This is a genomic window from Leisingera sp. S132 (assembly GCF_025144465.1).
In the GTDB taxonomy this organism is placed as follows: domain Bacteria; phylum Pseudomonadota; class Alphaproteobacteria; order Rhodobacterales; family Rhodobacteraceae; genus Leisingera.
On sequence record NZ_CP083553.1, the window covers coordinates 3,273,823 to 3,298,009 of the forward strand.

General features: G+C 63.7%; 31 protein-coding genes. 14 read left to right on the top strand and 17 right to left on the bottom strand.

The window, feature by feature from the left end; all coding sequences use genetic code 11:
- Positions 1-49: 49 nt before the first annotated feature.
- Entirely contained in the window at positions 50-1,447 is a 1,398-nt protein-coding gene (locus K3725_RS16110; RefSeq protein WP_260016290.1) for a multicopper oxidase family protein, read from the top strand.
- Positions 1,448-1,450: 3 nt separating this feature from the next.
- Here K3725_RS16110 and rnc read toward each other — a convergent pair whose 3' ends face one another.
- From rnc to K3725_RS16135, 5 genes are read right to left on the bottom strand one after another with little or no spacing between them, the layout of a single operon-like run.
- Positions 1,451-2,128, bottom strand: coding sequence for a ribonuclease III (gene rnc, locus K3725_RS16115; protein ID WP_260016291.1), 678 nt, complete (start codon positions 2,126-2,128; stop codon positions 1,451-1,453).
- Entirely contained in the window at positions 2,125-2,961 is an 837-nt protein-coding gene (lepB, locus tag K3725_RS16120; RefSeq protein WP_039186709.1) for a signal peptidase I, read from the bottom strand. The genes rnc and lepB overlap by 4 nt, the downstream gene beginning before the upstream one ends.
- 58 nt (positions 2,962-3,019) lie before the next feature.
- A complete protein-coding gene (gene acpS / locus K3725_RS16125) occupies positions 3,020-3,451 on the bottom strand; it encodes a holo-ACP synthase (RefSeq protein ID WP_260016292.1) in 432 nt (143 codons plus the stop codon).
- Positions 3,448-3,867: an ABZJ_00895 family protein gene (locus K3725_RS16130; protein ID WP_260016293.1), complete on the bottom strand. Its 420-nt coding sequence runs from the start codon at positions 3,865-3,867 to the stop codon at positions 3,448-3,450. Before K3725_RS16130 ends, acpS begins: the two co-directional genes overlap by 4 nt.
- A gap of 2 nt (positions 3,868-3,869) precedes the next feature.
- Positions 3,870-4,451 (bottom strand): MarR family winged helix-turn-helix transcriptional regulator, encoded by a 582-nt coding sequence (locus K3725_RS16135; RefSeq protein ID WP_260016294.1) that lies wholly within the window; start codon positions 4,449-4,451, stop codon positions 3,870-3,872.
- A gap of 91 nt (positions 4,452-4,542) precedes the next feature.
- Between K3725_RS16135 and K3725_RS16140 the strand changes: the two genes are divergently transcribed.
- Positions 4,543-5,280, top strand: a complete 738-nt coding sequence (locus K3725_RS16140; RefSeq protein ID WP_260016295.1) for a hypothetical protein — start codon at positions 4,543-4,545, stop codon at positions 5,278-5,280.
- Between the two features lie 81 nt (positions 5,281-5,361).
- Here the strand turns inward: K3725_RS16140 and K3725_RS16145 are convergent, their stop codons facing one another.
- The 5 genes from K3725_RS16145 to folK form a co-directional block, all read right to left on the bottom strand.
- A complete protein-coding gene (locus K3725_RS16145) occupies positions 5,362-6,108 on the bottom strand; it encodes a pyridoxine 5'-phosphate synthase (protein WP_260016296.1) in 747 nt (248 codons plus the stop codon).
- Positions 6,109-6,214: 106 nt separating this feature from the next.
- Complete coding sequence (locus K3725_RS16150) at positions 6,215-6,856, bottom strand: DUF2062 domain-containing protein (RefSeq protein WP_260016297.1); 642 nt, start codon at positions 6,854-6,856, stop codon at positions 6,215-6,217.
- A gap of 43 nt (positions 6,857-6,899) precedes the next feature.
- Entirely contained in the window at positions 6,900-9,035 is a 2,136-nt protein-coding gene (locus tag K3725_RS16155; RefSeq protein ID WP_260016298.1) for a bifunctional (p)ppGpp synthetase/guanosine-3',5'-bis(diphosphate) 3'-pyrophosphohydrolase, read from the bottom strand.
- Positions 9,036-9,071: 36 nt separating this feature from the next.
- The gene (gene rpoZ / locus K3725_RS16160) at positions 9,072-9,425 is read right to left on the bottom strand and encodes a DNA-directed RNA polymerase subunit omega (protein WP_019296607.1); all 354 of its coding nucleotides are present in this window, start codon (positions 9,423-9,425) and stop codon (positions 9,072-9,074) included.
- A gap of 93 nt (positions 9,426-9,518) precedes the next feature.
- Positions 9,519-10,088 carry a 2-amino-4-hydroxy-6-hydroxymethyldihydropteridine diphosphokinase gene (gene folK / locus K3725_RS16165; RefSeq protein WP_260016299.1) on the bottom strand — a complete coding sequence of 190 codons (570 nt, stop codon included), beginning with the start codon at positions 10,086-10,088 and terminating at the stop codon, positions 9,519-9,521.
- A gap of 137 nt (positions 10,089-10,225) precedes the next feature.
- On the opposite strand from folK, the gene K3725_RS16170 reads away from it, so the two are divergent.
- The 6 genes from K3725_RS16170 (at position 10,226) to K3725_RS16195 (ending at position 14,404) form a co-directional block, all read left to right on the top strand.
- A complete protein-coding gene (locus K3725_RS16170; RefSeq protein WP_019296609.1) occupies positions 10,226-10,795 on the top strand; it encodes an NYN domain-containing protein in 570 nt (189 codons plus the stop codon).
- Between the two features lie 223 nt (positions 10,796-11,018).
- Positions 11,019-11,969: a 4-hydroxy-3-methylbut-2-enyl diphosphate reductase gene (gene ispH, locus K3725_RS16175; RefSeq protein ID WP_260016300.1), complete on the top strand. Its 951-nt coding sequence runs from the start codon at positions 11,019-11,021 to the stop codon at positions 11,967-11,969.
- Between the two features lie 101 nt (positions 11,970-12,070).
- Positions 12,071-12,685 (top strand): LysE family translocator, encoded by a 615-nt coding sequence (locus K3725_RS16180; RefSeq protein ID WP_260016301.1) that lies wholly within the window; start codon positions 12,071-12,073, stop codon positions 12,683-12,685.
- Between the two features lie 22 nt (positions 12,686-12,707).
- Positions 12,708-13,307, top strand: a complete 600-nt coding sequence (locus K3725_RS16185; protein WP_260016302.1) for a bifunctional 2-polyprenyl-6-hydroxyphenol methylase/3-demethylubiquinol 3-O-methyltransferase UbiG — start codon at positions 12,708-12,710, stop codon at positions 13,305-13,307.
- Positions 13,300-13,764, top strand: a complete 465-nt coding sequence (gene rnhA / locus K3725_RS16190; RefSeq protein WP_260016303.1) for a ribonuclease HI — start codon at positions 13,300-13,302, stop codon at positions 13,762-13,764. Before K3725_RS16185 ends, rnhA begins: the two co-directional genes overlap by 8 nt.
- 16 nt (positions 13,765-13,780) lie before the next feature.
- Complete coding sequence (locus tag K3725_RS16195) at positions 13,781-14,404, top strand: trimeric intracellular cation channel family protein (protein ID WP_260016304.1); 624 nt, start codon at positions 13,781-13,783, stop codon at positions 14,402-14,404.
- A gap of 9 nt (positions 14,405-14,413) precedes the next feature.
- Here K3725_RS16195 and K3725_RS16200 read toward each other — a convergent pair whose 3' ends face one another.
- The 4 genes from K3725_RS16200 to def (K3725_RS16215) all read right to left on the bottom strand — a co-directional run bounded on the left by K3725_RS16200 (position 14,414) and on the right by def (K3725_RS16215) (position 16,710).
- Positions 14,414-14,650 (bottom strand): GlsB/YeaQ/YmgE family stress response membrane protein, encoded by a 237-nt coding sequence (locus K3725_RS16200; RefSeq protein ID WP_260016305.1) that lies wholly within the window; start codon positions 14,648-14,650, stop codon positions 14,414-14,416.
- A 12-nt stretch (positions 14,651-14,662) separates the two neighbouring features.
- Positions 14,663-15,568 carry a methionyl-tRNA formyltransferase gene (gene fmt / locus K3725_RS16205; protein WP_260016306.1) on the bottom strand — a complete coding sequence of 302 codons (906 nt, stop codon included), beginning with the start codon at positions 15,566-15,568 and terminating at the stop codon, positions 14,663-14,665.
- A 112-nt stretch (positions 15,569-15,680) separates the two neighbouring features.
- Complete coding sequence (gene def, locus K3725_RS16210; protein ID WP_260016307.1) at positions 15,681-16,178, bottom strand: peptide deformylase; 498 nt, start codon at positions 16,176-16,178, stop codon at positions 15,681-15,683.
- 13 nt (positions 16,179-16,191) lie between these two features.
- The gene (gene def / locus K3725_RS16215; RefSeq protein ID WP_260016308.1) at positions 16,192-16,710 is read right to left on the bottom strand and encodes a peptide deformylase; all 519 of its coding nucleotides are present in this window, start codon (positions 16,708-16,710) and stop codon (positions 16,192-16,194) included.
- Between the two features lie 99 nt (positions 16,711-16,809).
- Between def (K3725_RS16215) and K3725_RS16220 the strand changes: the two genes are divergently transcribed.
- Both K3725_RS16220 and K3725_RS16225 read left to right on the top strand, forming a co-directional pair.
- The gene (locus K3725_RS16220; protein WP_260016309.1) at positions 16,810-17,982 is read left to right on the top strand and encodes a MalY/PatB family protein; all 1,173 of its coding nucleotides are present in this window, start codon (positions 16,810-16,812) and stop codon (positions 17,980-17,982) included.
- Positions 17,983-17,984: 2 nt separating this feature from the next.
- Positions 17,985-18,515: a murein L,D-transpeptidase family protein gene (locus K3725_RS16225; protein ID WP_260016310.1), complete on the top strand. Its 531-nt coding sequence runs from the start codon at positions 17,985-17,987 to the stop codon at positions 18,513-18,515.
- A gap of 6 nt (positions 18,516-18,521) precedes the next feature.
- Here K3725_RS16225 and K3725_RS16230 read toward each other — a convergent pair whose 3' ends face one another.
- The gene (locus K3725_RS16230; RefSeq protein ID WP_039147151.1) at positions 18,522-18,890 is read right to left on the bottom strand and encodes a hypothetical protein; all 369 of its coding nucleotides are present in this window, start codon (positions 18,888-18,890) and stop codon (positions 18,522-18,524) included.
- Between the two features lie 214 nt (positions 18,891-19,104).
- Here K3725_RS16230 and K3725_RS16235 point away from each other — a divergent pair, with 214 nt between their 5' ends.
- From K3725_RS16235 to K3725_RS16250, 4 genes are all read left to right on the top strand, one after another.
- Positions 19,105-20,079 (top strand): glutathione S-transferase family protein, encoded by a 975-nt coding sequence (locus K3725_RS16235; protein ID WP_260016311.1) that lies wholly within the window; start codon positions 19,105-19,107, stop codon positions 20,077-20,079.
- Between the two features lie 128 nt (positions 20,080-20,207).
- The gene (locus tag K3725_RS16240) at positions 20,208-21,170 is read left to right on the top strand and encodes a threonine-phosphate decarboxylase (protein ID WP_260016312.1); all 963 of its coding nucleotides are present in this window, start codon (positions 20,208-20,210) and stop codon (positions 21,168-21,170) included.
- Positions 21,167-22,078 carry an adenosylcobinamide-phosphate synthase CbiB gene (cbiB, locus tag K3725_RS16245; RefSeq protein WP_260016313.1) on the top strand — a complete coding sequence of 304 codons (912 nt, stop codon included), beginning with the start codon at positions 21,167-21,169 and terminating at the stop codon, positions 22,076-22,078. Before K3725_RS16240 ends, cbiB begins: the two co-directional genes overlap by 4 nt.
- Before the next feature lie 49 nt (positions 22,079-22,127).
- Positions 22,128-23,297: a lytic murein transglycosylase gene (locus K3725_RS16250; RefSeq protein ID WP_260016314.1), complete on the top strand. Its 1,170-nt coding sequence runs from the start codon at positions 22,128-22,130 to the stop codon at positions 23,295-23,297.
- Here K3725_RS16250 and K3725_RS16255 read toward each other — a convergent pair.
- Both K3725_RS16255 and K3725_RS16260 read right to left on the bottom strand, forming a co-directional pair.
- Positions 23,294-23,638, bottom strand: coding sequence for a hypothetical protein (locus tag K3725_RS16255; protein WP_409201576.1), 345 nt, complete (start codon positions 23,636-23,638; stop codon positions 23,294-23,296). The genes K3725_RS16250 and K3725_RS16255 overlap by 4 nt on opposite strands.
- Before the next feature lie 71 nt (positions 23,639-23,709).
- Positions 23,710-24,180, bottom strand: a complete 471-nt coding sequence (locus K3725_RS16260; protein ID WP_260016316.1) for a YbjN domain-containing protein — start codon at positions 24,178-24,180, stop codon at positions 23,710-23,712.
- Between the last annotated feature and the right edge of the window lie 7 nt (positions 24,181-24,187).

Consider the following 24,187-nt stretch of genomic DNA (forward strand, 5'->3'; position numbering starts at 1 on the left):
AATCCGACAGCCAGGCCTTTCTTCGAGAGCACATAAGGGGGCTTGCCCGATGAACCGCCGGGATTTTCTGCTAGGAACTGCCGTATCCGCCGGGGCGCTTGGAGCGGGAGTGCTTGGCGCGGGGGGATGGAGCCTTGCGGGCGCGCCAGCCGCGCAACAGCTGACGATCCAGCCGGCCAGCTTTACTTTCCGTGAAACGCCGACCCAAGGGCTGGTGAGCCTGTCGCCGGATGCGCCGCCGCCGGTTTTGTTTGGCACCCAGGGCAAGCCGATGCGCCTGTGGGTTGAGAATGGCACCGAAGATTACACCGCGATGCACTGGCACGGGCTGCGGATAGCCAATGCGATGGACGGGGTGCCCTATCTGACCCAGATGCCGATCGCGGGCGGGGAGAGCTTTGACTACGCGTTTACGCCGCCGGATGCCGGCACCTACTGGTATCATCCGCATTGCATGACCATGGCGCAGATGGCGCATGGGCTGACCGGGGTGATGGTGATCCGGGAGGCGGAGGATCCCGGGTTCGACGCCGATCAGGTGATCAACCTGCGGGATTTCCGGCTGGATGATGCGGGCGCGTTCCTGCCCTATTACACCGCACGGGGCGCGGCCCGCGGCGGGACGCATGGCAATGTGCTGACTGCAAACTGGCTGCAGGCGCCTGTCTATCACCATCCGGCAGGCGGGCTGGTGCGGCTCAGGGTGGTGAACAGCGACACCACGCGGATCTACAAGCTGCATCTGAGCACGGACCAGGCGCGGATCATTGCCTGGGACGGGCATCCGGTGGAGATCGAACTGCCCCTGCCCTCCGCTCAGGAGCCGCTGCTGGTTGGCCCCGGACAGCGGGTGGATTTTGCAGTGCAGATGCCTGCGGAGGAGGGGCAGACGGCGGAGCTGCTGGCAGAGCTGCCGGGCCAGCCCACCCTCGTCATGGCGCGGCTGCAGTCGGTTGGCGCGGACATGGCACGGGATCTGCGGGAGCTGAAGCCGCTGCCTGCCAACCCGGTTGCCCGGCCTGATCTGGCAAACGCAGAGGTGCATGATTTCGTCTTTGGCTGGACGCCGGAGGGCGGGCCGCCGAACGACGGCTACTGCGGCTCGATGGGCTACAGTTTCTGGTCGATCAACCGCACCCCCTGGGCCGGGGATGCGGCCAAGGGGATAGGGCCGCTGGCGGTGCTAGAGAGGGGCAAGAGCTATGTCCTGCGGCTGCGGAATGAATCCCCGAACCTGCATCCGATCCACCTGCACGGGCTGGCGTTTGTGCCGGTCCGCTCCAACCTGCGGACACTGCCACCGCTGGTGACGGACACCATGCTGCTGCTGAAAGATGAGGTGGCGGACATCGCGCTGGTGGCTGACAACCCGGGCGACTGGGCGTTTCATTGCCATGTGATCGAGCACCAGAAAACCGGCCTTGCCGGTTTCATCCGCGTGACCTGATACCTAGCCGAGCTGTTCCAGCAGCGCCTTGGCGGCGGCCTGTTCGGCCTGCCGCTTGGAGCCTGCGGTGGCCTGTGCCTCTGTGCCGTCCTGAAGACGAGCCGCGATGGTGAAGACCGGCGCGTGGTCCGGGCCGCTGCGGGAGACCTCCACATAGGTCGGCACTTTCTGCCCCCGGGCCTGCGCCCATTCCTGCAGCGAGGTCTTGGCGTCGCGCGCGTCGGTTTCGACCTGATGGATGCGGCTGCCCCAGAGGCGCAGGATCACCTCCGCTGCGGCGTCAAAGCCTGCGTCCTTGTAAACCGCGGCAATCACCGCCTCCATCGCGTCGCCCAAGAGCGCCTGCTTGCGGCGGCCGCCGGACATCATCTCGGAGCGGCCCAGCTTCAGCACAGCGCCGAGGTCGATGTCTTTGGCGACGTCGGCGCAGGCCTCCTTGCGCACCAGCGTGTTGAAGCGCGGCGCCAGCTGGCCCTCGGTTGCGGTCTTGTCATGCTCCAGCAGCGCCGTGGCCATCACCAGCCCCAGCACCCGGTCGCCCAGGAATTCCAGACGCTGGTTGTCCTTGCGAGTGGAGGAAGACACCGACGCGTGGGTCACGGCACGCTGCAGCAGGTCGGGTCGGGTGAACTTGTGCCCGATCCGCTCTTCAAACGCGCGCAATTCCTTGGACAGTTTCACTGGATCCCCTTGAAGAAACGGTCGCTGCGCCAGGTCCAGAAGTAGAGCATCGAGCGCCCGGCGGAGGAGAACATGATCCGGTCGGCGCGGCCGATCAGGTTTTCAAACGGCACGAAACCAACCCCGCCTGCGGATTGCGGCAGCCGGCTGTCCGAGGAATTGTCCCGGTTGTCGCCCATGAAGAAGTAATGGCCTTCGGGCACCTGGTAGACACTGGTGTGGTCGACGCCCTGGTTGGTGATGTTGAGCACGGTATGCTCATTGCCGCCGGGCAGGGTTTCGATCTGGCGCGACTTCTTGCAGATGGCGCCCTGGCCCACCGGCGCGTTTTCGCAGCGCGGCATCGAGCCTTGCGGGCCCTGACGCTCCATCACTTCCTCAAAATCGCCTGCATCCTGCAGCTTGACTGCTTCGCCGTTGATGAACAGCACGCCGTTCTTCATCTGGATTTTGTCGCCCGGCAGGCCGATCAGCCGCTTGATGAAATCATTGCCGTTAACGGGATGGCGGAACACCACAACATCGCCGCGCTCCGGTTCGCCGCCGATCAGACGGGTGTTGTCGCCATCGAGAAAGCCGCAGATGTTCTTGGCGTCAATGTTCACCCCGATCGCAGGCATGCGGATGCTGGGGCAGGACGCGTAGGAATAGCCGTAGGCCATCTTGTTCACGAACAGGAAATCCCCGATCAGCAGGGTTTCCTTCATCGATCCCGACGGAATCCAGAAGGGCTGGAAAAACAGGGTGCGGAAGACACCGGCGATCAGCAGTGCGTAGACAATGGTCTTGATCGTCTCGATGATCGAACTGCCGGTCTTTGCTTTGGCCGTCATCAGGCTCTCCGGTTTGGAAACAGGGTCCGGGGCTACATGCGGGCCTGAGGGGGGCAAGTCAAGTTCCGGCGGGTGATTCCGCGGGCTTCGCGGGGATTGGGCGTGCCTCGATCAGCACAAAGGCCTGCGCCCAAGGGTGATCATCGGTCAAAGTCACGTGAATCACCGCCTCATGGCCGGGCGGGGTCATCTCTTGCAGGCGCTCCGCGGCCCAGCCGGTCACATGCATCACCGGCTGGCCTGTCGCCAGATTGCTGACAGCCATATCCTTCCAGGCGATGCCCATGCGCAAGCCGGTCCCCAGCGCCTTGGAGCAGGCTTCCTTGGCGGCCCAGCGCTTGGCATAGGTGCCGGCCACATCGCGGCGGCGCTCGGCCTTGCGCTGCTCGGTCTCGGTGAAAACACGGTTGCGGAAACGGTCGCCGAACCGGTCCAGCGTGCGCTGGATGCGCTCGATATTGGCGAGGTCGGTTCCGATGCCCAGGATCATTCTTCCAGCCGCTTCAGACCCAGTTTAATGCCATGGCCCAGGAACAGGCGGTTGACCATCAGGATGACGGCCAGCAGGAGCAGGAAAATGCCCGCGAGGTAGACAAAGGGAATTGTCTGCCGCGCCTCTGTCACCATCGGGCTGTTCCAGTAGAGCGGCAGCTGGATGACGGTCAGCACCGCCACCACCCCGGTCATTGCCGCGGCGCAGATCCAGGCATCCCTGCCCGGCAGGGGTGCGCGGGTCGCCCGGGCAATGCGCATCCCTTCCACAACAGAGGCGATCATCGGCGGCAGCACCGTCGCCAGCCCTGCGGGCATGGCGATCCCGAACTGCCCCAGCAGGAGGCCTGCCAGCAGCATCGCGACGGAGGCCCCCATCCACCAAAGACCGTAACGGATCAGATTGACCTGCATATTCATCCTCCCCCCGCATCGCAGCCATCGGCCAGCGTGTTTTCCGCGCCGCCCGGCTCATGCTCCTGGCAGATCTGCGTTGTTTCCTCGCCTTGCAGCGGCACATCCAGCAGCGCGCAATGGGCGCCCTGAGCAGACGTCCGGTGATGGCGGCAGCTGCGGCACAGGCCAAAGCTGCGCCCGCCGCGGGCCGCTATCATGCCCTTGACCAGCAGCCTCAGCGCATCCCGGATATCCTCCAACTGGCGGTCCGGCAGGTCCACGGGTGGCGTAGCGTCCAGCGCATCGGCCACAGCCCGGCCTTGCGGTGTCAGGTCATAGCGCCGCGACCGCCGGTCGCTGCCGCCCGGCCCTTCCTCGGCAAGCCCCTTGGCAGCCAGCGATTTCAGAGTCTGGGAAACCGTGCCGCGGGTCGCCGACAGGTAGTCGGCCACGGCAGACGGCGTCCGGGAAAACCGGTTGGCGCGCGCGAGGTAGTCCAGCGCCGACGCCTGCGCGGGGTTGAGCCCGGCGGCCCGGCGCCCGGTGCCATGCAGGCGCGAGAGCCGATCGAGGAGGCTGGCGATTTCATGTGCCGCTGTCATGCAAGCTTGATAGCGAGTCAAAATCATCATTGCAATTATATCGACTCGATACTATTCAATGTGGCATCGAGTCGAAACCAAGGAGGTCGATATGAAACTCGCGTATTTTGCGGCGGTGCTCGCCGCCCTTGCAGCCGGACAGGCAGCACAGGCCGGCGGCAGCCACGCCTTTCATTCAGAGCCGCTGCTGTCGGAAGCCAAAGACGGGATCGCACCGGACACCGATATCCGCAGTGTGCAGGCCAGCCGCAGCGGCGGGCATGTCACTTTCCGGATGGAAACCGGCGGGACGGCCGGCAGCACCGTGCCGCCTGCCACTGGTTCCCTGGGCGGTGCCGGGGTGCAGGCCTATGTCTGGCCGCTGTCGCTGGATCCCTCAGCCGCAGGCTTTGAAGCCGGCAGCGGCACGCTGGCGCTGGTTGCCACTGCGCATCCGGATTTTGACGACACGCCGCTGTTCGACGAGAACGGCGATGGCGATCTGGCCAACGATGGCGCCGGCTGGCACAGCCACTGGGTCGTGCTGACCCCGAACGACGGCTGCGGCGACGGGATGCTGTCCGTCAAGGATATTCCCGAAGGCGCCGCCCCGGCGCTGCCTGCAACCTGGCCCGGCCTGCCGCTCTACATCGACAGCCCCGGGTATTCTCCGGTCCTGAACGGCAAGGAAGTCAGCCTGACGGTGCCGCTGGCGGCAGGGGCGCTGGCCTTTGACGGGGTGACCGCAGGGCTGGAGGTCAATGCAAACATCCACGCGCCGCTGCTCTGCGTGACAGATGTGTTCGACATTGCATCCGGCGACCTGAGCCTGCCCGGCAAACTGGAATGATCAGCCCCCTGTAGGAACCGGAACTGGCCTGGGGCAGCGGCAATTGCCCTGCCCCGGCTTCATGCCTTTGCCCGGCAGCTCTCAGCTGCGTGCGGCATTCATCAGGCGGCGCATTTCCTGCACGGCGGGGGTCAGGCCGCGGAAAATCGATTCACCAATCAGGAAGTGGCCGATGTTCAGCTCGTGCACTTCCGGGAAGGCAGCAACCGGCTGGACCGTTTCATAGGTCAGCCCGTGGCCCGCGTGCACCTCGAGCCCCAGCGAGTGGGCATAGGCGGACATATCCCGCAATGCCTCCAGTTCACGGTCGCGGTCCGCAAACCGCCCTTCGGCGTGGTAGTCGCAGTAAGCCCCGGTGTGCAGCTCGATTACCTCAGCCCCGATGCGATGGGCGGCGTCGATTTGTTTCCGGTCCGCCGCGATGAAGATCGACACCCGGCAGCCTGCATCCCGCAGCGGCGCAATGAAATGGGCGAGGCGGTTTTCCTCGCGCGCCACTTCCAGCCCGCCTTCGGTGGTGCGCTCCTCGCGCTTCTCCGGAACGATGCAGACTGCGTGCGGCTTGTGGCGCAGGGCGATCTTCTGCATTTCGTCTGTTGCGGCCATCTCGAAATTCAGCGGCACGGTCAGCGCCTCCATCAGCGCATCGATGTCCGTGTCCGTGATATGGCGGCGGTCCTCGCGCAGGTGCGCAGTGATCCCATCCGCGCCCGCCTCTTCGGCCAGTTTTGCAGCCCGGACCGGGTCCGGATAGGCGCCTCCGCGGGCGTTGCGCACAGTGGCCACATGGTCAATGTTCACGCCCAGGCGCAGCTGATTATCTGTCATGAGAAGTCTCTCATCCGTCTGAAGTCAAAGCCTTGGTTCCGAGACTAGACAGACAGCCGGCAAGAGCAAGCCTGCAGGCAATAATGGTACAATGCGGCGGCCCCGCTCAGGTGCTGGTATCGACCTCGGCGCGTTTCTTGATCGCCTCGAACTTGGCCTTGATCTTGGCCCGGCGGCGCTGCTGGTAAACCCGGATCACCGGCAGGCTGAGCAAGTAGCAGGCCGTGGCAGAAATGATGCCGGGAATGATACCGCCGATCATGTAGGGATAGAACACCTCGTTATAGAACAGGTGCAGGCCCTGCCAGTCGGCGGGGCGGTCCAGAAACAGGGCAATCAGGTTGTCCTTCAAATCCCCGCCTGCGGCCAGAAATTTACCCACCAGGGATTTGTCCACTTCCTGATCAAACTCGGTCCCCAGCAGCCAGTGCCCGGTCTGCAGCGAGGCGACCCCGATCGGCACATAAGTCAGCGGGTTGCCAAAGAAGGTGGCGCTGAGCGAGGCCAGGATATTACCGTTCATCAGCCGGGCTATGAATGCAGCAACAAAGAAATGCAGCCCGTAGAAGGGTGTGAAAGTCGTGAACACCCCGGCCCAGATGCCGCGGGCGATGCGCTCAGGCGAATCGGGAAGGCGCCGGACCCGGTGCTTTACGTACAGGAACGCCCTGCCCCAGCCGCCGCGCGGCCAGAGGAAGTCCGCCAGCGCCCGGAGGGGCGGACGTCTGTCCCGGCGCCTGAATACCAAAGCTGTGCGTCCTTCCCAGTTCCCGGCTCAGAGTTTCAGCGGCTTACCCCGGAAAATGGCGCTCTTCCGGCTTTTCCCGGAACCGCGCCACCGCGGCAACATCGCTTTCCGCCTCAAGCGTCAGCATCAGCGAGTGCAGCTGCTCCACATCCCGCAGCTCCACATTGATCATGAGCCGGTAAAAGTCTGGTTTCCTGTCTACAAATTCCAGGTCCGAGATATTGGCCTTTTTCTCGCCGATCAATGTGCAAATACGCCCCAGCACGCCCGCGTCGTTGCCGATGGTCAGCTCCAGCGTGGTGCCATAGGCGGCCGGGTGGGTGCCGCTGTGCCACTGGACGTCCATCCAGCGCTCCGGCTGGTCTTCGAACTCGCCCAGCCTGTCGCAATCGGCTGCGTGCACCACCACCCCGCGGCCGCGGTAGGTGATGCCGATGATGCGCTCGCCCGGAAGCGGCTGGCAGCAGGCCGCGCGCTCGAAGCTCTGACCCGGTTCCAGGCCGATCACCGCCCGGCGCGGGGAAATCTCGTCGCCGTCGCCGGTGGAGGTCAGCTCCGGATAGACAGATTGCACCACGTCATGGGCGGTGATCTCAGCGGCGCCCAGCCGCGCCAGCAATTCATCCACGCCGCTGGCCCGCAACGCGCGGGCTGCGGTTTCCAGCGCCTTGTCGGTGGCCTTCTTGCCGACGTGCTCAAAGGCCGAGCGCGCCAGCTCATGGCCAAGCTTGACGAACCGCGCCCGGTCCGCTTCGCGCAAAGACCGGCGGATAGCGGTGCGCGCCTTGCCAGTGGTGGCAATTTCCAGCCAACTGACCTGCGGGGTCTGGCCCTCGGCGGTGATCACATCAACCGACTGGCCGTTGCGCAGGCGCGTCCACAGCGGCACCCGGATACCGTCCACCTTGGCTCCGACGCAGGAGCCGCCGATACGGGTGTGGATGGCGTAGGCAAAATCGATCGGCGTGGCGCCCTTGGGCAACTTGATCACGTCCCCCTTGGGCGTGAAGCAGAACACCTGGTCCGAATACATCTCGAGCTTCACGGCCTCGAGGAATTCGTCGTGGTCGTCCTCGGCATCGAACTGCTCTGTCAGCGAGGCGATCCACTTGGCTGGATCAACGGCAAAGGGGTTTTCGGTGCGCACCCCGTCCCGGTAGGACCAATGCGCCGCCACGCCTGTCTCCGCCACATCATGCATCTGGCGGGTGCGGATCTGCACTTCCACCCGCTTGCCGTCGCGGCCCGACACCGTGGTGTGGATCGAACGGTAGCCGTTGGACTTCGGCTGGCTGATGTAATCCTTGAACCGGCCCGGCACCGCCCGCCAGCGCTGGTGGATGGCGCCCAGCGCACGGTAGGCGTCCTCTTCTGACAGGGTGATAACCCGGAAGCCGTAAATGTCGGACAGCCGCGAAAAGCCCTGGTCCTTGGCCTGCATCTTGCGCCAGATCGAATAGGGTTTCTTGGCGCGGCCGAAGACCTCCGCCTCGATCCCGGCCTTTTCCAGCTCCAGACGCATGTCGCCGGTGATCCGGTGGATGACATCGCCGGTTTCCCGCTGCAGGGTCACAAAGCGGCGGATGATCGACTGGCGGCCTTCCGGATTCAGCACGCGGAAGGCCAGATCCTCCAGTTCCTCACGCATCCATTGCATGCCCATGCGGCCTGCCAGCGGCGCGTAGATATCCATCGTCTCGCGCGCCTTCTGGGCCTGCTTCTCCGGGCGCATCGCCTTGATGGTGCGCATGTTGTGCAGGCGGTCGGCAAGCTTGACCAGGATCACCCGCAGGTCCTTGGACATCGCCATGAACAGTTTGCGGAAGTTCTCGGCCTGTTTGGTCTCACGGCTGGAGAGCTGCAGGTTGGTCAGCTTGGTGACGCCATCGACCAGCATCGCCACCTCTTCGCCGAAACGGCGGGAGACTTCTTCGTAGTTGGCCTTGGTGTCTTCGATTGTGTCGTGCAGCAGCGCGGTGATGATGGTTGCATCATCCAGGCGCTGTTCGGTCAGGATGGCGGCCACCGCCACCGGATGGGTGAAATAGGGCTCGCCTGAGTGGCGGAACTGCCCTTCATGCATCTGCTCGCCAAACGCAAAGGCGTCCGCGATCCTGTCCGCATTTGTCTTGGGATTGTAGTTGCGGACCAGAGCAATCAGGTCGTCAGGGGAAATCATGTCCGGTCCGCAGCCTCAAATAGTCAGACGCGCGCTTCAGCCCTGGCCCTGGGCCTCCATCAGCGCACGCAGCAGTTTCTCTTCCGACATGTCGTCGTCAGCCGGCTTATCGTTGTCCGCACCCATCAGCAGAGCCATGGAGTCTTCTTCCGGCTCATCGACCTCGATCTGGGTCTGGTTGCTCTCGATCAGGCGCTCGCGCAGATCATCGGCGCTCTGGGTCTCGTCGGCGATTTCGCGCAAGGACACAACCGGGTTCTTGTCGTTGTCGCGCTCGACGGTGATCGGAGCACCGGCCGAGATTTCGCGGGCACGGTGCGCAGCCAGCATCACCAGCTCAAAGCGGTTGGGCACTTTATCGACGCAATCTTCAACCGTCACGCGGGCCATCAGCGACTCTCCATATCATTCCTGGTCCAGAAGGCAGACATTTACGCCCATATCTTTCTCTTGACAAGGGCGGAAAACACCGCATTGCGCGGCTCAGAGCGGTGTCACCTCTGCCACGTCCTGCGGCGGCAGTTCCGCCAGCATCTCAGCCACGGTTTTCTGCAGCACCGGGTGGCGCCAGCGGGGCGCGATGTCGGCCAGCGGCACCAGCACGAAGGCACGGTCCTGAATGCGCGGATGCGGCAGAACCAGCTGGCCAGGCGCCTCCTGCATCTGGCGTTCCAAGGGCAGCCCTTGCCAGCGGGTGTACCCGGCCGTGTCCGGCAGCACCGCGCTGTCAAAATCCACCAGATCCAGATCCAATGTCCGCATCCCCCAGCGCTGCTCCCGCACCCGGGCAAACTGCGTCTCTACCTGGTGCAGCCTTTCCAGCAGGCCGCCGGCGGACAGCGTTGTTTCCACCGCCACCGCAGCATTCACATAGTCCGGCCCGGCACCTGCCGGGAAACAGGGGGTCTGAAAGAACCGGGACACGCTGCGCAGGAAAACCTCCTGCGACTGCAGCGCACGGATGGCCTTTGCCAGGGTGGTCTGAGGCGCATCAGCGTCAGCGGGCAGGTTGCCGCCCAGCGCGATCAGCGCCGTTTTACGGATTCCGGTCATCTTTGACCCTATTCAAACGGACAGTATACTTGCGGCAAATGACAAATAACTTACATTAAGTCTACCCGTTTCGCCGATTTCAAAATCACACTCACGGAACCCCCGGACGAGACGGTTATACCGGAAGGAAAATTTTGATGTTTTACAAGGACGAACGGCTCGCGCTGTTCATAGACGGTTCAAACCTGTACGCCGCCGCCAAGGCGCTCGGGTTTGATATCGACTATAAGCTCCTGCGGCAGGAATTCATGCGCCGCGGCAAGCTTCTGCGGGCCTTTTATTACACCGCCCTGCTGGAAAATGACGAGTATTCGCCGATCCGGCCGCTTGTCGACTGGCTGCACTACAACGGTTTCACCATGGTCACCAAACCGGCCAAGGAATACACCGACAGCATGGGCCGCCGTAAGGTCAAAGGCAACATGGACATCGAATTGACCGTCGATGCCATGGAGCTGGCACCGCGCGTCGACCATATCGTGCTGTTCTCGGGCGATGGGGACTTCCGCCCGCTGATTGCCAGCCTGCAGCGCCAGGGCGTGCGCGTTTCGGTGGTCTCGACCATCCGCAGCCAGCCGCCGATGATCTCTGACGACCTGCGCCGCCAGGCCGACAATTTCATCGAGCTGGAAGAGCTGCGCGACGTGATCGGCCGCCCGCCGCGCGAGCAAAGCGAACCGCGTTCCGCAACAGCCGCCCACGGCTGAGCCCGGACCGCCGGAAGACAGAGCGGAACAGGCACCAGATGGGGTGGGGCCTGTTCCAGTGCTTCCGGCCGTCAGCCCCGATGCGGAGGCCGGCTGACTGGCCCTCCTATGCAGCCTCTGCCGGCCGCTCGGATGGTGTGGCCTGTTGCCATCGCATCCAGACCGCTCCGGCACTGGACCTTGCCGCACGAAGCGCTTACCTCTGGCGCGCAAGGAGACACCCATGACCAAGCCAGCCCTGACCCTCTACCTCGCCGCACCGCGCGGCTTTTGCGCTGGCGTGGACCGCGCCATCAAAATTGTCGAAATGGCGATCACCAAATGGGGCGCGCCGGTCTATGTGCGCCATGAGATCGTGCACAACAAATTCGTGGTCGATTCTTTGCGCGAAAAAGGCGCAGTTTTTGTCGAGGAACTGGATGAATGCCCCGACGACCGGCCGGTGATCTTCTCCGCTCACGGGGTGCCGAAATCGGTGCCCGCCGCGGCCGAAGCACGCGAGATGATTTATGTCGATGCGACCTGCCCGCTGGTGTCCAAGGTGCACATCGAGGCCCAGCGCCACGCCGAAGCCGGGCTGCAGATGATCATGATCGGCCACAAGGGCCACCCGGAGACCATCGGCACCATGGGCCAGCTGCCCGAGGGCGAGGTACTGCTGGTAGAGACCGCCGCAGATGTGGCAACAGTTGACGTGCGGGATCCGGACCGGCTGGCCTATGTCACCCAGACCACCCTGTCGGTGGATGACACCAAGGGAATCGTTGCGGCGCTGGAAGAACGGTTTCCCAACATCACCGGCCCGCACAAGGAAGACATCTGCTATGCCACCACCAACCGCCAGGAGGCGGTGAAGTCAGTGGCCCCCAAGGCAGACGCCCTCCTGGTGGTCGGCGCGCCGAATTCCTCCAACTCCCGCCGGCTGGTCGAAGTCGGGGCCAAGAACGGCTGCGATTACGCCCAGCTGGTGCAGCGTGCCGAAAACATCGACTGGCGCGCGCTGGAGGGCATCCGCTCTGTCGCAATCACCGCTGGCGCCTCTGCGCCTGAACTGCTGGTCAACGAGGTGATCGACGCTTTCCGGGAGCGGTACGAGGTGACTGTGGAAGTCGTGGAGACCGCGGTGGAAACAGTGGAGTTCAAGGTGCCCCGCGTGCTGCGGCAGCCTGCGTGAACGCACAGGCCGGCGCGCAAACCAAGTGACAGAAACTGCTCACGTTTCAGGCGAACCGTGTTACGCATGAGGTCCCGGGTTTTATTTCTGGAGCCATATTGATGATCACGCTGCACTTTCTGATTACCGCCTTTGTCGTCGTCCTCGCGCCCGGCACGGGTGTCATCTACACGCTGGCGCTTGGCCTCGGCCAGGGCTGGCGCGCGTCCATCTGGGCCGCAATCGGCTGCACCTTCGGCATTCTCCCGCATCTGGCCGCGGCGACGCTGGGGCTTGCCGCCGTCCTGCACAGCTCTGCCCTGCTGTTTCAAATCGTCAAAGCCGCGGGCGTGGCCTATCTCCTGTACCTTGCATGGCAAGCGCTGCGCAGCGGCGGCGTGCTGGCTGTCTCCTCGAAACGCACCAGCCAGCCCGGCTGGAAAATCGCCTGGCGCGGCGCGCTGATCAACATCCTGAACCCCAAGCTGTCGGTGTTCTTTCTGGCACTGCTGCCGCCGTTCCTGAGCGGCAATCCCGCCAGCGCCACGCTGGAAATGTCAGTTCTGGGGCTGGTGTTCATGGCAATGACCTTTGTCGTATTCGTGCTGTACGGTCTGTTTGCGGCCCAGGCCCGCACGTACCTGATGAACAGCGAACGGGTGCTGAAATGGATGGGCCGCGGTTTTGCCGCCGTCTTTGCAGGCCTCGCCGCCCGGCTGGCCATGGAACGCGCCTGACAGCTTAACGGGGAGATAGCAGATGAGCGACCGGCAAACACTGGAGGTCTATGCCAAGGCAGCGCAGGCATACGCGGATGGTTTTGCGCGGTCCGATGACGGGTTTCACGATCCGGATTTTGAAGCTTTCACATCTCTATTGCCGACCGCCGCCCATGTTCTGGATCTGGGCTGCGGTCCAGGCCATTGGGCGGCACGCTTCAAGGCGCAGGGCTTTGAGGTTTCGGCCCTGGATGCCTCCGTTGAGATGGCCGAACTGGCGAAATCTGATTTCGGAATTGAGGTGGAAGTTGCGCCCTTCGAAGCGCTGGAGAGCAAAAGCGGCTATGATGGCATCTGGGCCAACTTCAGCTTGCTGCATGCGCCGCGGGCTGATCTCCCCGGTCATCTGACCCGCATCCATCGAGCCTTGAACCCCGGCGGCATCTTCCATATTGGCATGAAGCTCGGAGACAGCGAGGGGCGTGACAAACTGGGACGTTTCTACGCCTATTACAGCGAGGACGAATTGAGAAATCAGCTTCAAAACGCGAGTTTCACCGTGACCCGGTCCCGCCGCGGCAATGGCCAGGGATTGGCCGGAGGAATTGAAACCTACGTGATCCTGACCGCGCATGCCTGAACTGTTTGCTTATACCGACGGCGCCTGTTCTGGAAACCCCGGCCCCGGCGGCTGGGGCGTTCTGCTGCGCGCCATGGACGGTGACACCATCGTCAAAGAAAAAGAACTGAGCGGCGGCGAGGGTGAGACCACCAACAACCGGATGGAACTCCTGGCCGCGATCAACGCGCTGGAAAGCCTGGCACGGCCCTCCACGATCACAGTGGTCACCGACTCGGCCTATGTGAAGAACGGCGTCACCGGCTGGATCTTCGGCTGGAAAAGGAACGGCTGGAAGACGTCGAACAAAAAACCTGTGAAAAACGTCGAGCTGTGGCAGCGTCTGGACGAAGCGCAAGCCCGCCACAAGGTGACCTGGGAATGGGTTAAGGGCCACGCAGGCCACCCGGAAAACGAGCGCGCGGATGAACTGGCGCGCGCGGGCATGGCGCCCTTCAAGAAGAAGAAAAGCGTCTGATGCGCGAGGGCATCGCATGACCTTTCTGGCGCTGTTGGACTATGCCTCGGTGCTGGTCTTTGCCCTCTCCGGCGCGCTGGTGGCCAGCCGGGCGCAGCTGGACATTGTCGGTTTTGCCTTTGTCGCCAGCCTGACCGCGCTTGGCGGCGGCACCTTGCGCGACCTGCTGCTGGACCGCAATCCGGTGTTCTGGATCGGCAACCCCAACTACATCCTGCTGGCCGCGCTGGCCGCCGTGGCGGTGTTCTTCACTGCGCATCTCTTGGAAAGCCGCCTGCGCTGGGTGGTCTGGCTCGACAGCTTTGCCCTTGCCATTGCTGTACCTGCCGGCACCGGCGCCGCGATCTCGCTGGATAGTCCGCCGGTGATCGTCGTGCTGATGGGTATGGCCACCGGCACCATGGGCGGGCTGATGCGCGACGTGGTCTGCAACGAAGTGCCCTTGGTGCTGAAACAGGGTGAGCTTTACATCACCTGCGCCATGGCAGGCGCGATCACCGCCGTTGCGGCCATCTGGCTGGGGTTTGAGCTGAAGTTCGCGCTGCTGTCCTGCGCCGGGGTCTGCTGGGTGCTGCGGGCTGGCTCCATTCTGTTTGGCTGGCACCTGCCGGTCTACAAGAGCCGCCCGCCGCGCAGCTAGGCCAGGCTGTTAGCGCTGGATGTATTTCTGCCAGAGCCAGATCAGCACAAGGGCGCCCAGAACTGCGCCCACGAAACCGGCCATGAAGCCCATCACCGCCAGCAGCGCGCGCAGCACCAGACCGCCCACCAGCGCCCCAGCCATGCCGATGCAGACCGTGGTGATGATATCGGTTTCCAGTTTCATCAGCCGGGTTGCCAGAAAGCCTGCCGCGGCACCGATGATGATCAGGGCAATGATGGGCATCAGACCCTCCGGTTACAGGCGGCGGCCCTTGGGAACCGGGAAGCCGCGCAGGAATACATCGGGATCCTGCGCGCTTTTGCCTGCCCGTTGCAAGCGCAACAGCTGCACCGCTCCTTCGCCGCAGGCCACGGTCAGGCTGTCGTCCAGCACCTCGCCGGGCGCCCCCTGCCCCTCCGCCAGCCTCGAGGCCAGCAGCTTGACCCGCTGGCCTTCGATCTCGCACCAGGCACCGGGGAAGGGCGACAATCCGCGGATCTTGCGGTCCACTTCCACAGCCGGATGGGACCAGCCGACCTGCGCCTCTGCCTTGTCGATCTTTTCGGCATAGGTGACACCCTCATCGGGCTGCACTTCCGGTGTCAGCTCCGGCAGGCGGCCCAAGGCTTCGGTGATCAGCGCCGCGCCCATTTCAGACAACCTGTCGTGCAGCTGCGCGGTGGTTTCTTCCATGCCAATTGCGGTTGCCTCGCGCAGCAGCACCGGACCGGTGTCCAGCCCTGCCTCCATCTGCATGATGCAGACGCCGGTTTCGGCGTCGCCCGCCATGACCGCCCGGTGGATCGGCGCCGCGCCGCGCCAGCGCGGCAGCAGGCTGGCGTGGATGTTGAGGCAGCCATGCGCGGGTGCGTCCAGCACCGCTTGCGGCAGGATCAGCCCGTAGGCCACGACCACTGCCACATCGGCATTCAAAGCAGCAAAATCCTCCTGCTCCTCTGCCCCTTTCAGCGAGACCGGGTGGCGAACCTCGAGCCCCAGGGCCGTGGCGCGGGCATGGACGGGTGTCGGCCGGTCCTTCTTGCCGCGGCCTGCAGGCCGGGGCGGCTGGCAGTAAACAGCCGCGATCTCGTGCCCGGCCTCCACCAGCGCATCCAGCACTGGCACTGAAAAGTCAGGCGTTCCCATGAAGATAATGCGCATCAATGCCTCCGTAGGGCGGGCAATCTGCCCACCATTCCCTGCGCTGATTGCCGGGCAGCCTGCTGCCAGGGCGCGAACCGGACCGCAGGCGATCCGGGAATTATGATCAGCCTCAGCCGTTCAGCTTCTTCGCCTTGCGGATCAGCATGTCGCGCTTCACCTTGCTCAGATGGTCGAAATACATCCTGCCGTTCAAGTGGTCGATCTGGTGCTGCACCGAGGTCGCCTCGATCCCGACGAAATCCTTGCGGTCCACTGCGCCCTGCTCGTTGAGGAAGCGGACCGTGACGGCGCGCGGGCGTTTGATCTTGGCCGAGACGCCGGGCAGGTTGGGGCTGGCCTCGTCATGCTCGCGCAGCTCAATTGAGGCATGCAGGATCTCCGGGTTCGCCAGCTTCACCGCACGGCCGCGCTCAGCCGAGCCGTCCACCACCGCCAGCCGCAGCATCACGCCGATCTGGTTGGCGGCCAGACCCACACCCGGCATTGCCTCCATCGTGTCGACCATGTCGTTCCAAATCTCGCGGATCTCGTCGGTGATCTCTGTCACCTCATCGGCTTTGGTGCGCAGGCGCTTGTCGGGCCAGGGCAGGCAGGTGCGGACGGTCATGTCTGTTATTCCCTCAGGCGCGGGCGCGTTCGCGCTTCAGCTTCTGCATCTTGCGGGTGATCATCTGGCGCTTCAGCGGCTTCAGGTAATCAATGAACAGTTTGCCGTTCAGATGGTCGATTTCATGCTGCACGCAGGTCGCCCAAAGCCCGTCAAAAGTCTCGGCTCTCGCATTGCCGTCGCGGTCCATCCATTCGACCTCAACCACCTTGGGGCGGGTCACCTCGGCATATTGATCCGGGATCGACAGGCAGCCTTCCTCATAGACGTTGGTCTCGTCCGAGGAAGAGATGATTTCAGGATTGAACATCACCAGCGGGCGCGGCTCGCCATCCTCTTCCTTGACGCAATCCAGCACGATAAGCCGCTGCAGGATGCCTATCTGCGGCGCTGCCAGGCCGATGCCGGGCGCAGCATACATGGTTTCCAGCATGTCATCCGCCAGCACGCGCAAATCATCGCTCAGGTCCGGCACAGGCGCGCAGACTTTTTTCAGGCGGGGATCGGGATGGATCAGGATCGGTCGTTTCATGCGCCTCATGTATGCGATCAGCCGTCCCATCGCAACGCCCCCCTTGCGCGCGCCGCCGCAACGGTTAGCTTCGCTTCCAATCATACGGGAGTTCACCACATGAATTTTGACAAACCCACTGACCGGCGCGGCACTCACAGTTCAAAATGGGACAAGATGGAGCAGCTGTTCGGCGTCTCCCCCGAGGACGGTCTGGCGATGTGGACGGCGGACTCCGACTATGAAACCGCGCCCTGCGTGATCGAGGCCGTCAAAAAGGCCGCGGAGCATGGCGTATTCGGCTACTCCTGGCAGCACCCCGAGTATCTGAAGGCGGTGCAATGGTGGATGAAGAACCGCCACAGCTGGGACATTGAGACCGATTGGATCCTGACATCCCAAGGCCTTGGCAATGCCATCGCACTCTGCCTCGATGTCTGGAGCCAGCCGGGCGACGGGGTGGTGATCTTATCGCCCGTCTATCATGAGTTTGCCCACAAGGTGAACAAGGCGGGCCGCAAGGTGACCGAATGCCCGCTGGCACGGGACGGCGACACCTACAATCTGGATCTGGACGATGCGCAATCGCGCCTGAACGGCACCGAGAAGCTGTTGCTGTGGTGTTCGCCGCAGAACCCTTCGGGCCGGGTGTGGACGCCGGAGGAGCTGCGCGCCGTGGCCGAATTCGCCAAGCGCAACGGGCTGATCCTGGTCTCGGATGAGATCCACCACGATCTGGTCTATCCGGGCAGCACCTTTGTGCCGATGGACGTGGCCGCACCCGATGCGCGCGCCTGGACCATCACCCTGACCGCAGCGTCCAAGACCTTCAACATTGCAGGTCAGCGCACCGGCAACATGATCATCCCCGATCCGGATCTGCGTTCGGCAATGCGGCACAAGCAGAACACGCTGGACTATGACCCCAGCAGCCTGGGCGTGGCGATGATCACCGCCGCCTATTCGCCCGCAGGCGCTGAATGGGTCGATGCCCAGATCGCGCATCTGGAGGGCAACCGGAAACTGTTTGATGAGACGGTCAACGCCTTGCCCGGTCTGAAGTCGCTGCCGCTGGCCTCCACCTACCTGGCCTGGGTCGATTTCTCCGGCACCGGCATGAGCCGCGAAGAGTTCATCAAGCGCCTGCGCGAAGACGCCAGGATCGCCACCTCGCCCGGCGACGGTTTCGGCACCGGCGGCGAACTCATGGAGCGCTTCAACCTGGCAACCCAGCGGTCGCGGGTGGAGGAAGCCTGCCGCCGCCTGACCGCAGCCTTCTCGGACCTGCAATAAGCATGAAGCGCCTGCTGCGCCTGTTGGCGCTGGTTGTTCTGACCGGCGCCGCCTGGATGGCCTGGCAGGCCTTTGCCCCGCGTCCCGCGCCGCCGCCGCAATCCGCGGCGGTCGACCGGATCGACCGTATCCTGATCGAGAAATCCGCCCGCCGCCTGACCGCCAGCCGGGATGGCGAGACAGTGCTGGAGTTTCCCATTGCGCTTGGTTTTGCACCCGCTGGCGACAAACAGCAGGAAGGCGACGGCAAGACGCCCGAGGGCGTCTTCCGCATCGACCGGCGCAATCCGAACAGCGCCTATCACTTGTCATTGGGAATAGACTACCCGCAGCCCGAGGACCGCGCTCGCGCGCTGGCCGCGGGGGTCAGCCCCGGCGGCGATATCTTCATCCACGGGCAGCCGAATGCGGTGGGCAACCTGGTCACCCTGCCCGGCGACTGGACCGCCGGATGCATCGCTGTCAGCAATGAGCAGATGGAAACGCTCTGGCGCCTGGCCGGGATCGGGACGGAAGTGGAAATCCGCCCCTGAACCGCTTCAAATCTTGCCCTGGGATTGGTCGAAGGGGATAAGCCCCGCAGGCGCGTCCGGCGACTTGTAGAAATCCACCGGCGCCTTGTCCGCAGCCGGGGTGGAGCGCTTGAATTCATAACGCATCTCGCCGCCCTCTTCCTCGCCTGCCACGATCAGGCATTGCGAGACGTGGCGGGCGCCGTCGTAGATATCGACCAGCCCGCGCAGCATCGGCGCGGTTTCCGCTTCAACCGAGAAACCGGTCTTCCAAAGCCGCAGCACCGGATACAACTCATTATCCGCCATCACCCGCAAACGGCTCTTGCGCCGCATCCCCTGCAGGCGGGCAGTATCCAGCGCTTCCTGCACGGCTTTGGGTACGTAGGTATTCATGGCAGCGGCCTTCCAGATGCTTCGGTTTACACGGGTCCTTCTTTCAACGGTGCGTCACAAATATATAAAATCAAGTGAACATTTTCGAAATTTTGACGGCCGCGCAATTTTGTTGCTGCTGTGCAGGGGTGCAGACGGCCTGCGCGCTGGCTTGCATAGGCGCAGGCGCCTTGCCCGCATATGTTTGCCTTGCACAGCAGCAGGAGCAGACGCGATGGGTCTTTTGATCGACGGGAAATGGCATGACCAGTGGTATGACACAGACTCCACCGGCGGCGCCTTCAAGCGCAGCGAATCGCAGTTCCGCAACTGGATCACCGCCGATGGCAGTGCGGGCCCGTCGGGCAAGGGCGGCTTCAGGGCCGAAAGCGGGCGCTACCACCTTTACGTCTCGCTCGCCTGCCCCTGGGCGCACCGCACGCTGATCTTCCGCCAGCTGAAAGGCCTGGCAGAGCATATCTCTGTCTCCGTGGTGCATCCCGACATGCTGGGCGAAGGCTGGACCTTTGAGACCGACGGACACGGCGCCACCGGCGACGGCCTGTTCGGCAGCTCGCATATGCATCAGATCTACACCCGCGCCGATGCGGAATACACCGGGCGGGTGACGGTGCCGGTGCTGTGGGACAAAGCGCAGAACACCATCGTCTCCAACGAGAGCGCCGAGATCATCCGCATGTTCAATTCGGCCTTCGACGGCATCACGGGCAACAGCGATGACTACTGGCCGGAAGAGCTGCGCGAGCCGATCGAAGCCGTGAATGCCCGCGTCTACAGCACCATCAACAACGGCGTCTACAAATGCGGGTTTGCCACTTCGCAGCAGGCCTACGACGAGGCCGTCGCGCCGCTGTTCGAAAGCCTGGACTGGCTGGAAGATCTGCTGTCGCAGCACCGCTACCTGCTGGGCGAGCGCATCACCGAGGCCGACTGGCGGCTGTTCACCACGCTGCTGCGCTTCGATCCGGTCTATCACACCCACTTCAAGTGCAACCGAAAACGGCTGATGGATTACCCGAACCTCTGGGCCTACACCCGCGAGCTCTACCAGTGGCCGGGTGTGGCGGAGACGGTCGGAATGAAGCACATCGTGCGCCACTATTATTACAGCCACGACACCATCAATCCGCACCGGATCATCCCTGCCAACCCGGAGATCAACTGGCAGGAGCCGCACGGGCGCAGCTGACTCACGCGTTTGCGTTTGACCCGCCGTAAATAGGGAGTTCACGCCCCGCCCAGCATAGGTTAATACGCGCAGTGCCTCAGATGGCAGCCGGCCCTGGCCGGTGTGAACTCTCACCGGTGGCGACCGCGATGCATGACCTCTCTCACGACCCCGCAACCCAGCCCCGCGACCATGGCGGCAACCTGAGCGCTGCCATCGCCGAATTCGGCGGCAGCCGCGACGGCTGGATCGACCTCTCCACCGGCATCAATCCGCACCCCTACCCGCTGCCGCAGTTCAGCGACGGCGACTGGGGGGCGCTGCCGGATGCGGATGCGCTGGCCAATCTGGAACAGGCCGCCCGCAGTTTCTGGAGCATCCCGGATCAGGCCGCCGTTCTTGCCGCCCCCGGCGCATCTGCGCTGATTGCCGCCCTGCCTGCGCTGGCCGAGCCGCGCTGGGTGCAGATTACCAAACCCACCTACAACGAGCACGCTGCCGCCTTTGAGGCCCGCGGCTGGATCGTCCGGGTGCACGGGCCCGCCGAGGCCAAGGTGGCAGTCCATCCCAACAATCCGGATGGCCGGATGTGGCGCGAGGACGAGCTCGCCGCACCGCTGACGATCATCGACGAAAGCTTCTGCGATGTCTGCCCGGGTGAAAGCCTGATCCGCATGGCTGCCCGCCCCGGCGTTGTTGTCCTGAAAAGCTTTGGCAAGTTCTGGGGCCTGGCCGGGATGCGGCTGGGCTTTGCCATCGGCGACCCCAAGCTGATTGCGCAGCTCGCCACCTGGCAGGGTCCCTGGGCGGTCTCCGGCCCAGCGTTGCGCACTGGTGCTATGGCCTTGCAGGACCAAGCTTGGGCCGAAGCTGCCCGCACCCGGCTGCGTCAGGACGCGGCCCGGCTGGATGAGATGGTTCTTGCCAGGGGCGCTTGCCTGGCAGGCGGCACCGACCTGTTCCGGCTCTACCAAGTGGATGATGCGGCAGCCTGGCAGCAAAAGCTGGCCCGCGTTCATATCTGGAGCCGCATCTTCCCCTATTCCAAGAACTTCCTGCGTCTTGGCCTGCCGCCCGCGGACGGCTGGGACCGGCTGGAGGCCGCGCTGTGACAACCGCTGGCATGCTTGCCATGGCCCTGCTTCTGGACGCCATCTTTGGCGAGCCGAAGTGGCTGTGGTCGCGCGTGATCCACCCAGCAGTGCTGATGGGCAAACTGGTCGGGTATCTGGACCGCAAACTCAACACCGGCCCCAGCCGCCGCGCCAAAGGCGTGCTGACAGCAGCGGCCCTGGTTCTGGCAGGCTTGATTGCGGGCAAACTGCTGGCCCTGCCCGGCACACTGGTCGAAATTCTGGTGGCTGCAATCCTGATCGCCCAGCGGTCCCTGACTGAACATGTCGCCGCAGTTGCCCAAGGCCTGCGCAGCAGCCTGGAGGAGGGCCGCCGGGCTGTTGCCATGATCGTCAGCCGCGACACCGGCGCGATGACCGCGCCGCAGGCCGCGCGCTCTGCCATTGAAAGCGGCGCAGAGAACCTGTCGGACGGCGTCATTGCGCCTGCTTTCTGGTTCCTGGCCGCAGGCTTGCCGGGTTTGATCATCTACAAAATGGTCAACACAGCGGACAGCATGATCGGATACCGCAACAAACGGTATCAGGACTTTGGCTGGGCCTCTGCCAGGCTGGACGATTTGCTGAATCTTATCCCGGCCCGCTTGACCGGTTTGCTGATCGCCGCCGCCGGCGGCCGGCTGCGCCACTGGCGCGCCATCGCGGAGGATGCGCGCAAGCACCGCTCCCCCAATGCCGGCTGGCCGGAGGCCGCCATGGCCCGGGCGCTGGGCGCCTCGCTGGCGGGGCCGCGCTCCTATGACGGCGAGATGCGCGATTTTGCCTGGGTCCACGCCAAGGGCACCAAGAGCGCCAACGCCGAAACCATTACCCGTTCCGTTGGGCTCCTTTGGCAGACCTGGGCGCTTGCGCTGGCCCTGACGGTTGCCATTGCCGCGGTTTTCTAGCAGATAAGACCCTGTGGGAGCGGTAAGAAGACCAAGGAGCGCCAGAACCATGCGCCTATTGCCTTTTGTGCTCGCAGCAGCCCTGCTGCCTGCGGCAGCAACAGCCCAATGCGGCGGCGGCTTTCAGAACTTCGTGAAGCTGATGAAGGAAGAGGCGGTTCAGGCCGGCTATGACACCGCCACGGTCAATGCCTTCTTTGCCGGCACCCGTCAGGACTACAGCGTGCTCAAGGCCGATCGCGGCCAGGGCGTGTTCCAGAAGCCTTTCATCGATTTTTCCCGCCGCCTGATCTCGCAGAACCGGCTGAAAACCGGCCGTCAGATGGCACAGAAACACGATGCCACCTTCCAGCGGATCGAAAGCACCTATGGCATCGACCGCGGCGTCCTGCTGGCCTTCTGGGCGTTCGAGACCGACTACGGCGGCTATCAGGGCGATTTCAATACCCGCGACGCGCTGGTCACCCTGGCCCATGACTGCCGCCGCCCGGAGCTGTTCCGGCCGCAAGTCTTTGCCGCGCTGGAACTGTTCAAACAGGGCAACTTCGACCCCAAGCGCACCACCGGCGCCTGGGCAGGCGAGATCGGCATGGTGCAGATGCTGCCGGGTGACATCCTGCAGCACGGCGTCGACGCCGATGGCGACGGCAAGGTCAGCCTGAAAACCTCAGCCCCCGACGCGCTGATGTCCGGTGCGCGGATGCTGTCGCACCTGGGATGGCAGCCGGGCCAGCCCTGGCTGCAGGAAGTTGCAATTCCCGATGATCTGGACTTGTCCTTCAGCGGCACCGCGCAGAAGAAATCCGTGGCCCAGTGGCGCAAACTTGGTGTCTCGGCCCGGGACGGCAAGCTGCCGGATCCTGCGATGCGCGCCTCGCTGCTGCTGCCGCAGGGGCATAAAGGGCCGGCCTTCCTCGCCTATCCGAACTTCGACGTCTATTTCGAGTGGAACCAGAGCTTCACCTATGTGCTGACCGCCGCCTATTTTGCCAACCGGCTGCAGGGCGCAGACGTCTATGAGGCCGGCAGGCCCGACAGCGGGCTGACCGGCACCCAGATGAAGCAATTGCAGCAGAAACTGCAGGCCCGCGGCCACAATGTGGGTGACATCGACGGTATCCTTGGCGCCCGCACCCGGGTCGCAGTCCAGAAGGAGCAACAGCGCCTTGGCCTGCCTGCTGACGCCTGGCCCACGCCTGCGCTGCTGAAGAAGCTTTAACGCACCGGAAAGCGTTCACCCTGCCGGGTGATCAGGATGACCCGGCCGCTGTTGCGCACATAGAGATCGCAGCGGCTGAAGCCGTTGATGAAGTCCACGCAGACACTGCCATCGCCGGCAATCCGGTAGCTGCCCCAGGCCGTGCCGCCGCCATTCTCAGCAGAATAGGTATAGGCATAGGCCCCGCCGCCGCCGTATTGCGACTCACCTCCGTCGAAAAACCGGAACGTCTGGCCCGGCAGCGCCTCCAGCTCCGCCTGCGCGAAAGGCGTGTCGCCGGGGCGCAGCTGCCAGCTGTCCGCCGCGGCGCTGCCTGCCATCAGGCAAAGAAAAAGGGGCATGATCCATTTCATGCCCCCACCCTAACGATTGATCCTGCGGCGCGCTGTCACGATGCGGTGACAGCCGCGCCTTAGTTCCAGTCGATGAACTCTTCGAAATCCTGCATCGCGCGGTTCCAAAGCCCCACCGCGTCGGCGAAATCATCCGGCGTCATGCCGTTATCACCCAGCAGCACGTCCATCTCGATCCGGGCAGAGCCTTCCTCGGAGACATAGGCACGGGCAAAGCGGTTGTTCGTATTCCATTCGTTGATTTTGGACAGGCGCACGCTTCCATCAGTCTGGTAGCCAGAGAAGAACTGGATCGCCTCGCAGTCGGTATTGTCGCTGCAGCCGTAATAGTAGACCGAGAAGTCGTTGCCGTAATATTCGACCTTGAGGTTCGGATCACCAACGCTGTCAGTGGTCACTTCGACCTTGGCACCTTCATCCTTGAAGAAATTGGCCACGCTCTCGCCGGTTTTGGCCACCACATTGCCAGCCATCGCGGCAGCCGGGGTCATCAGCACCGCAGCAGCGGCAATTGCTTTCAGCATATTCATTTGTCAC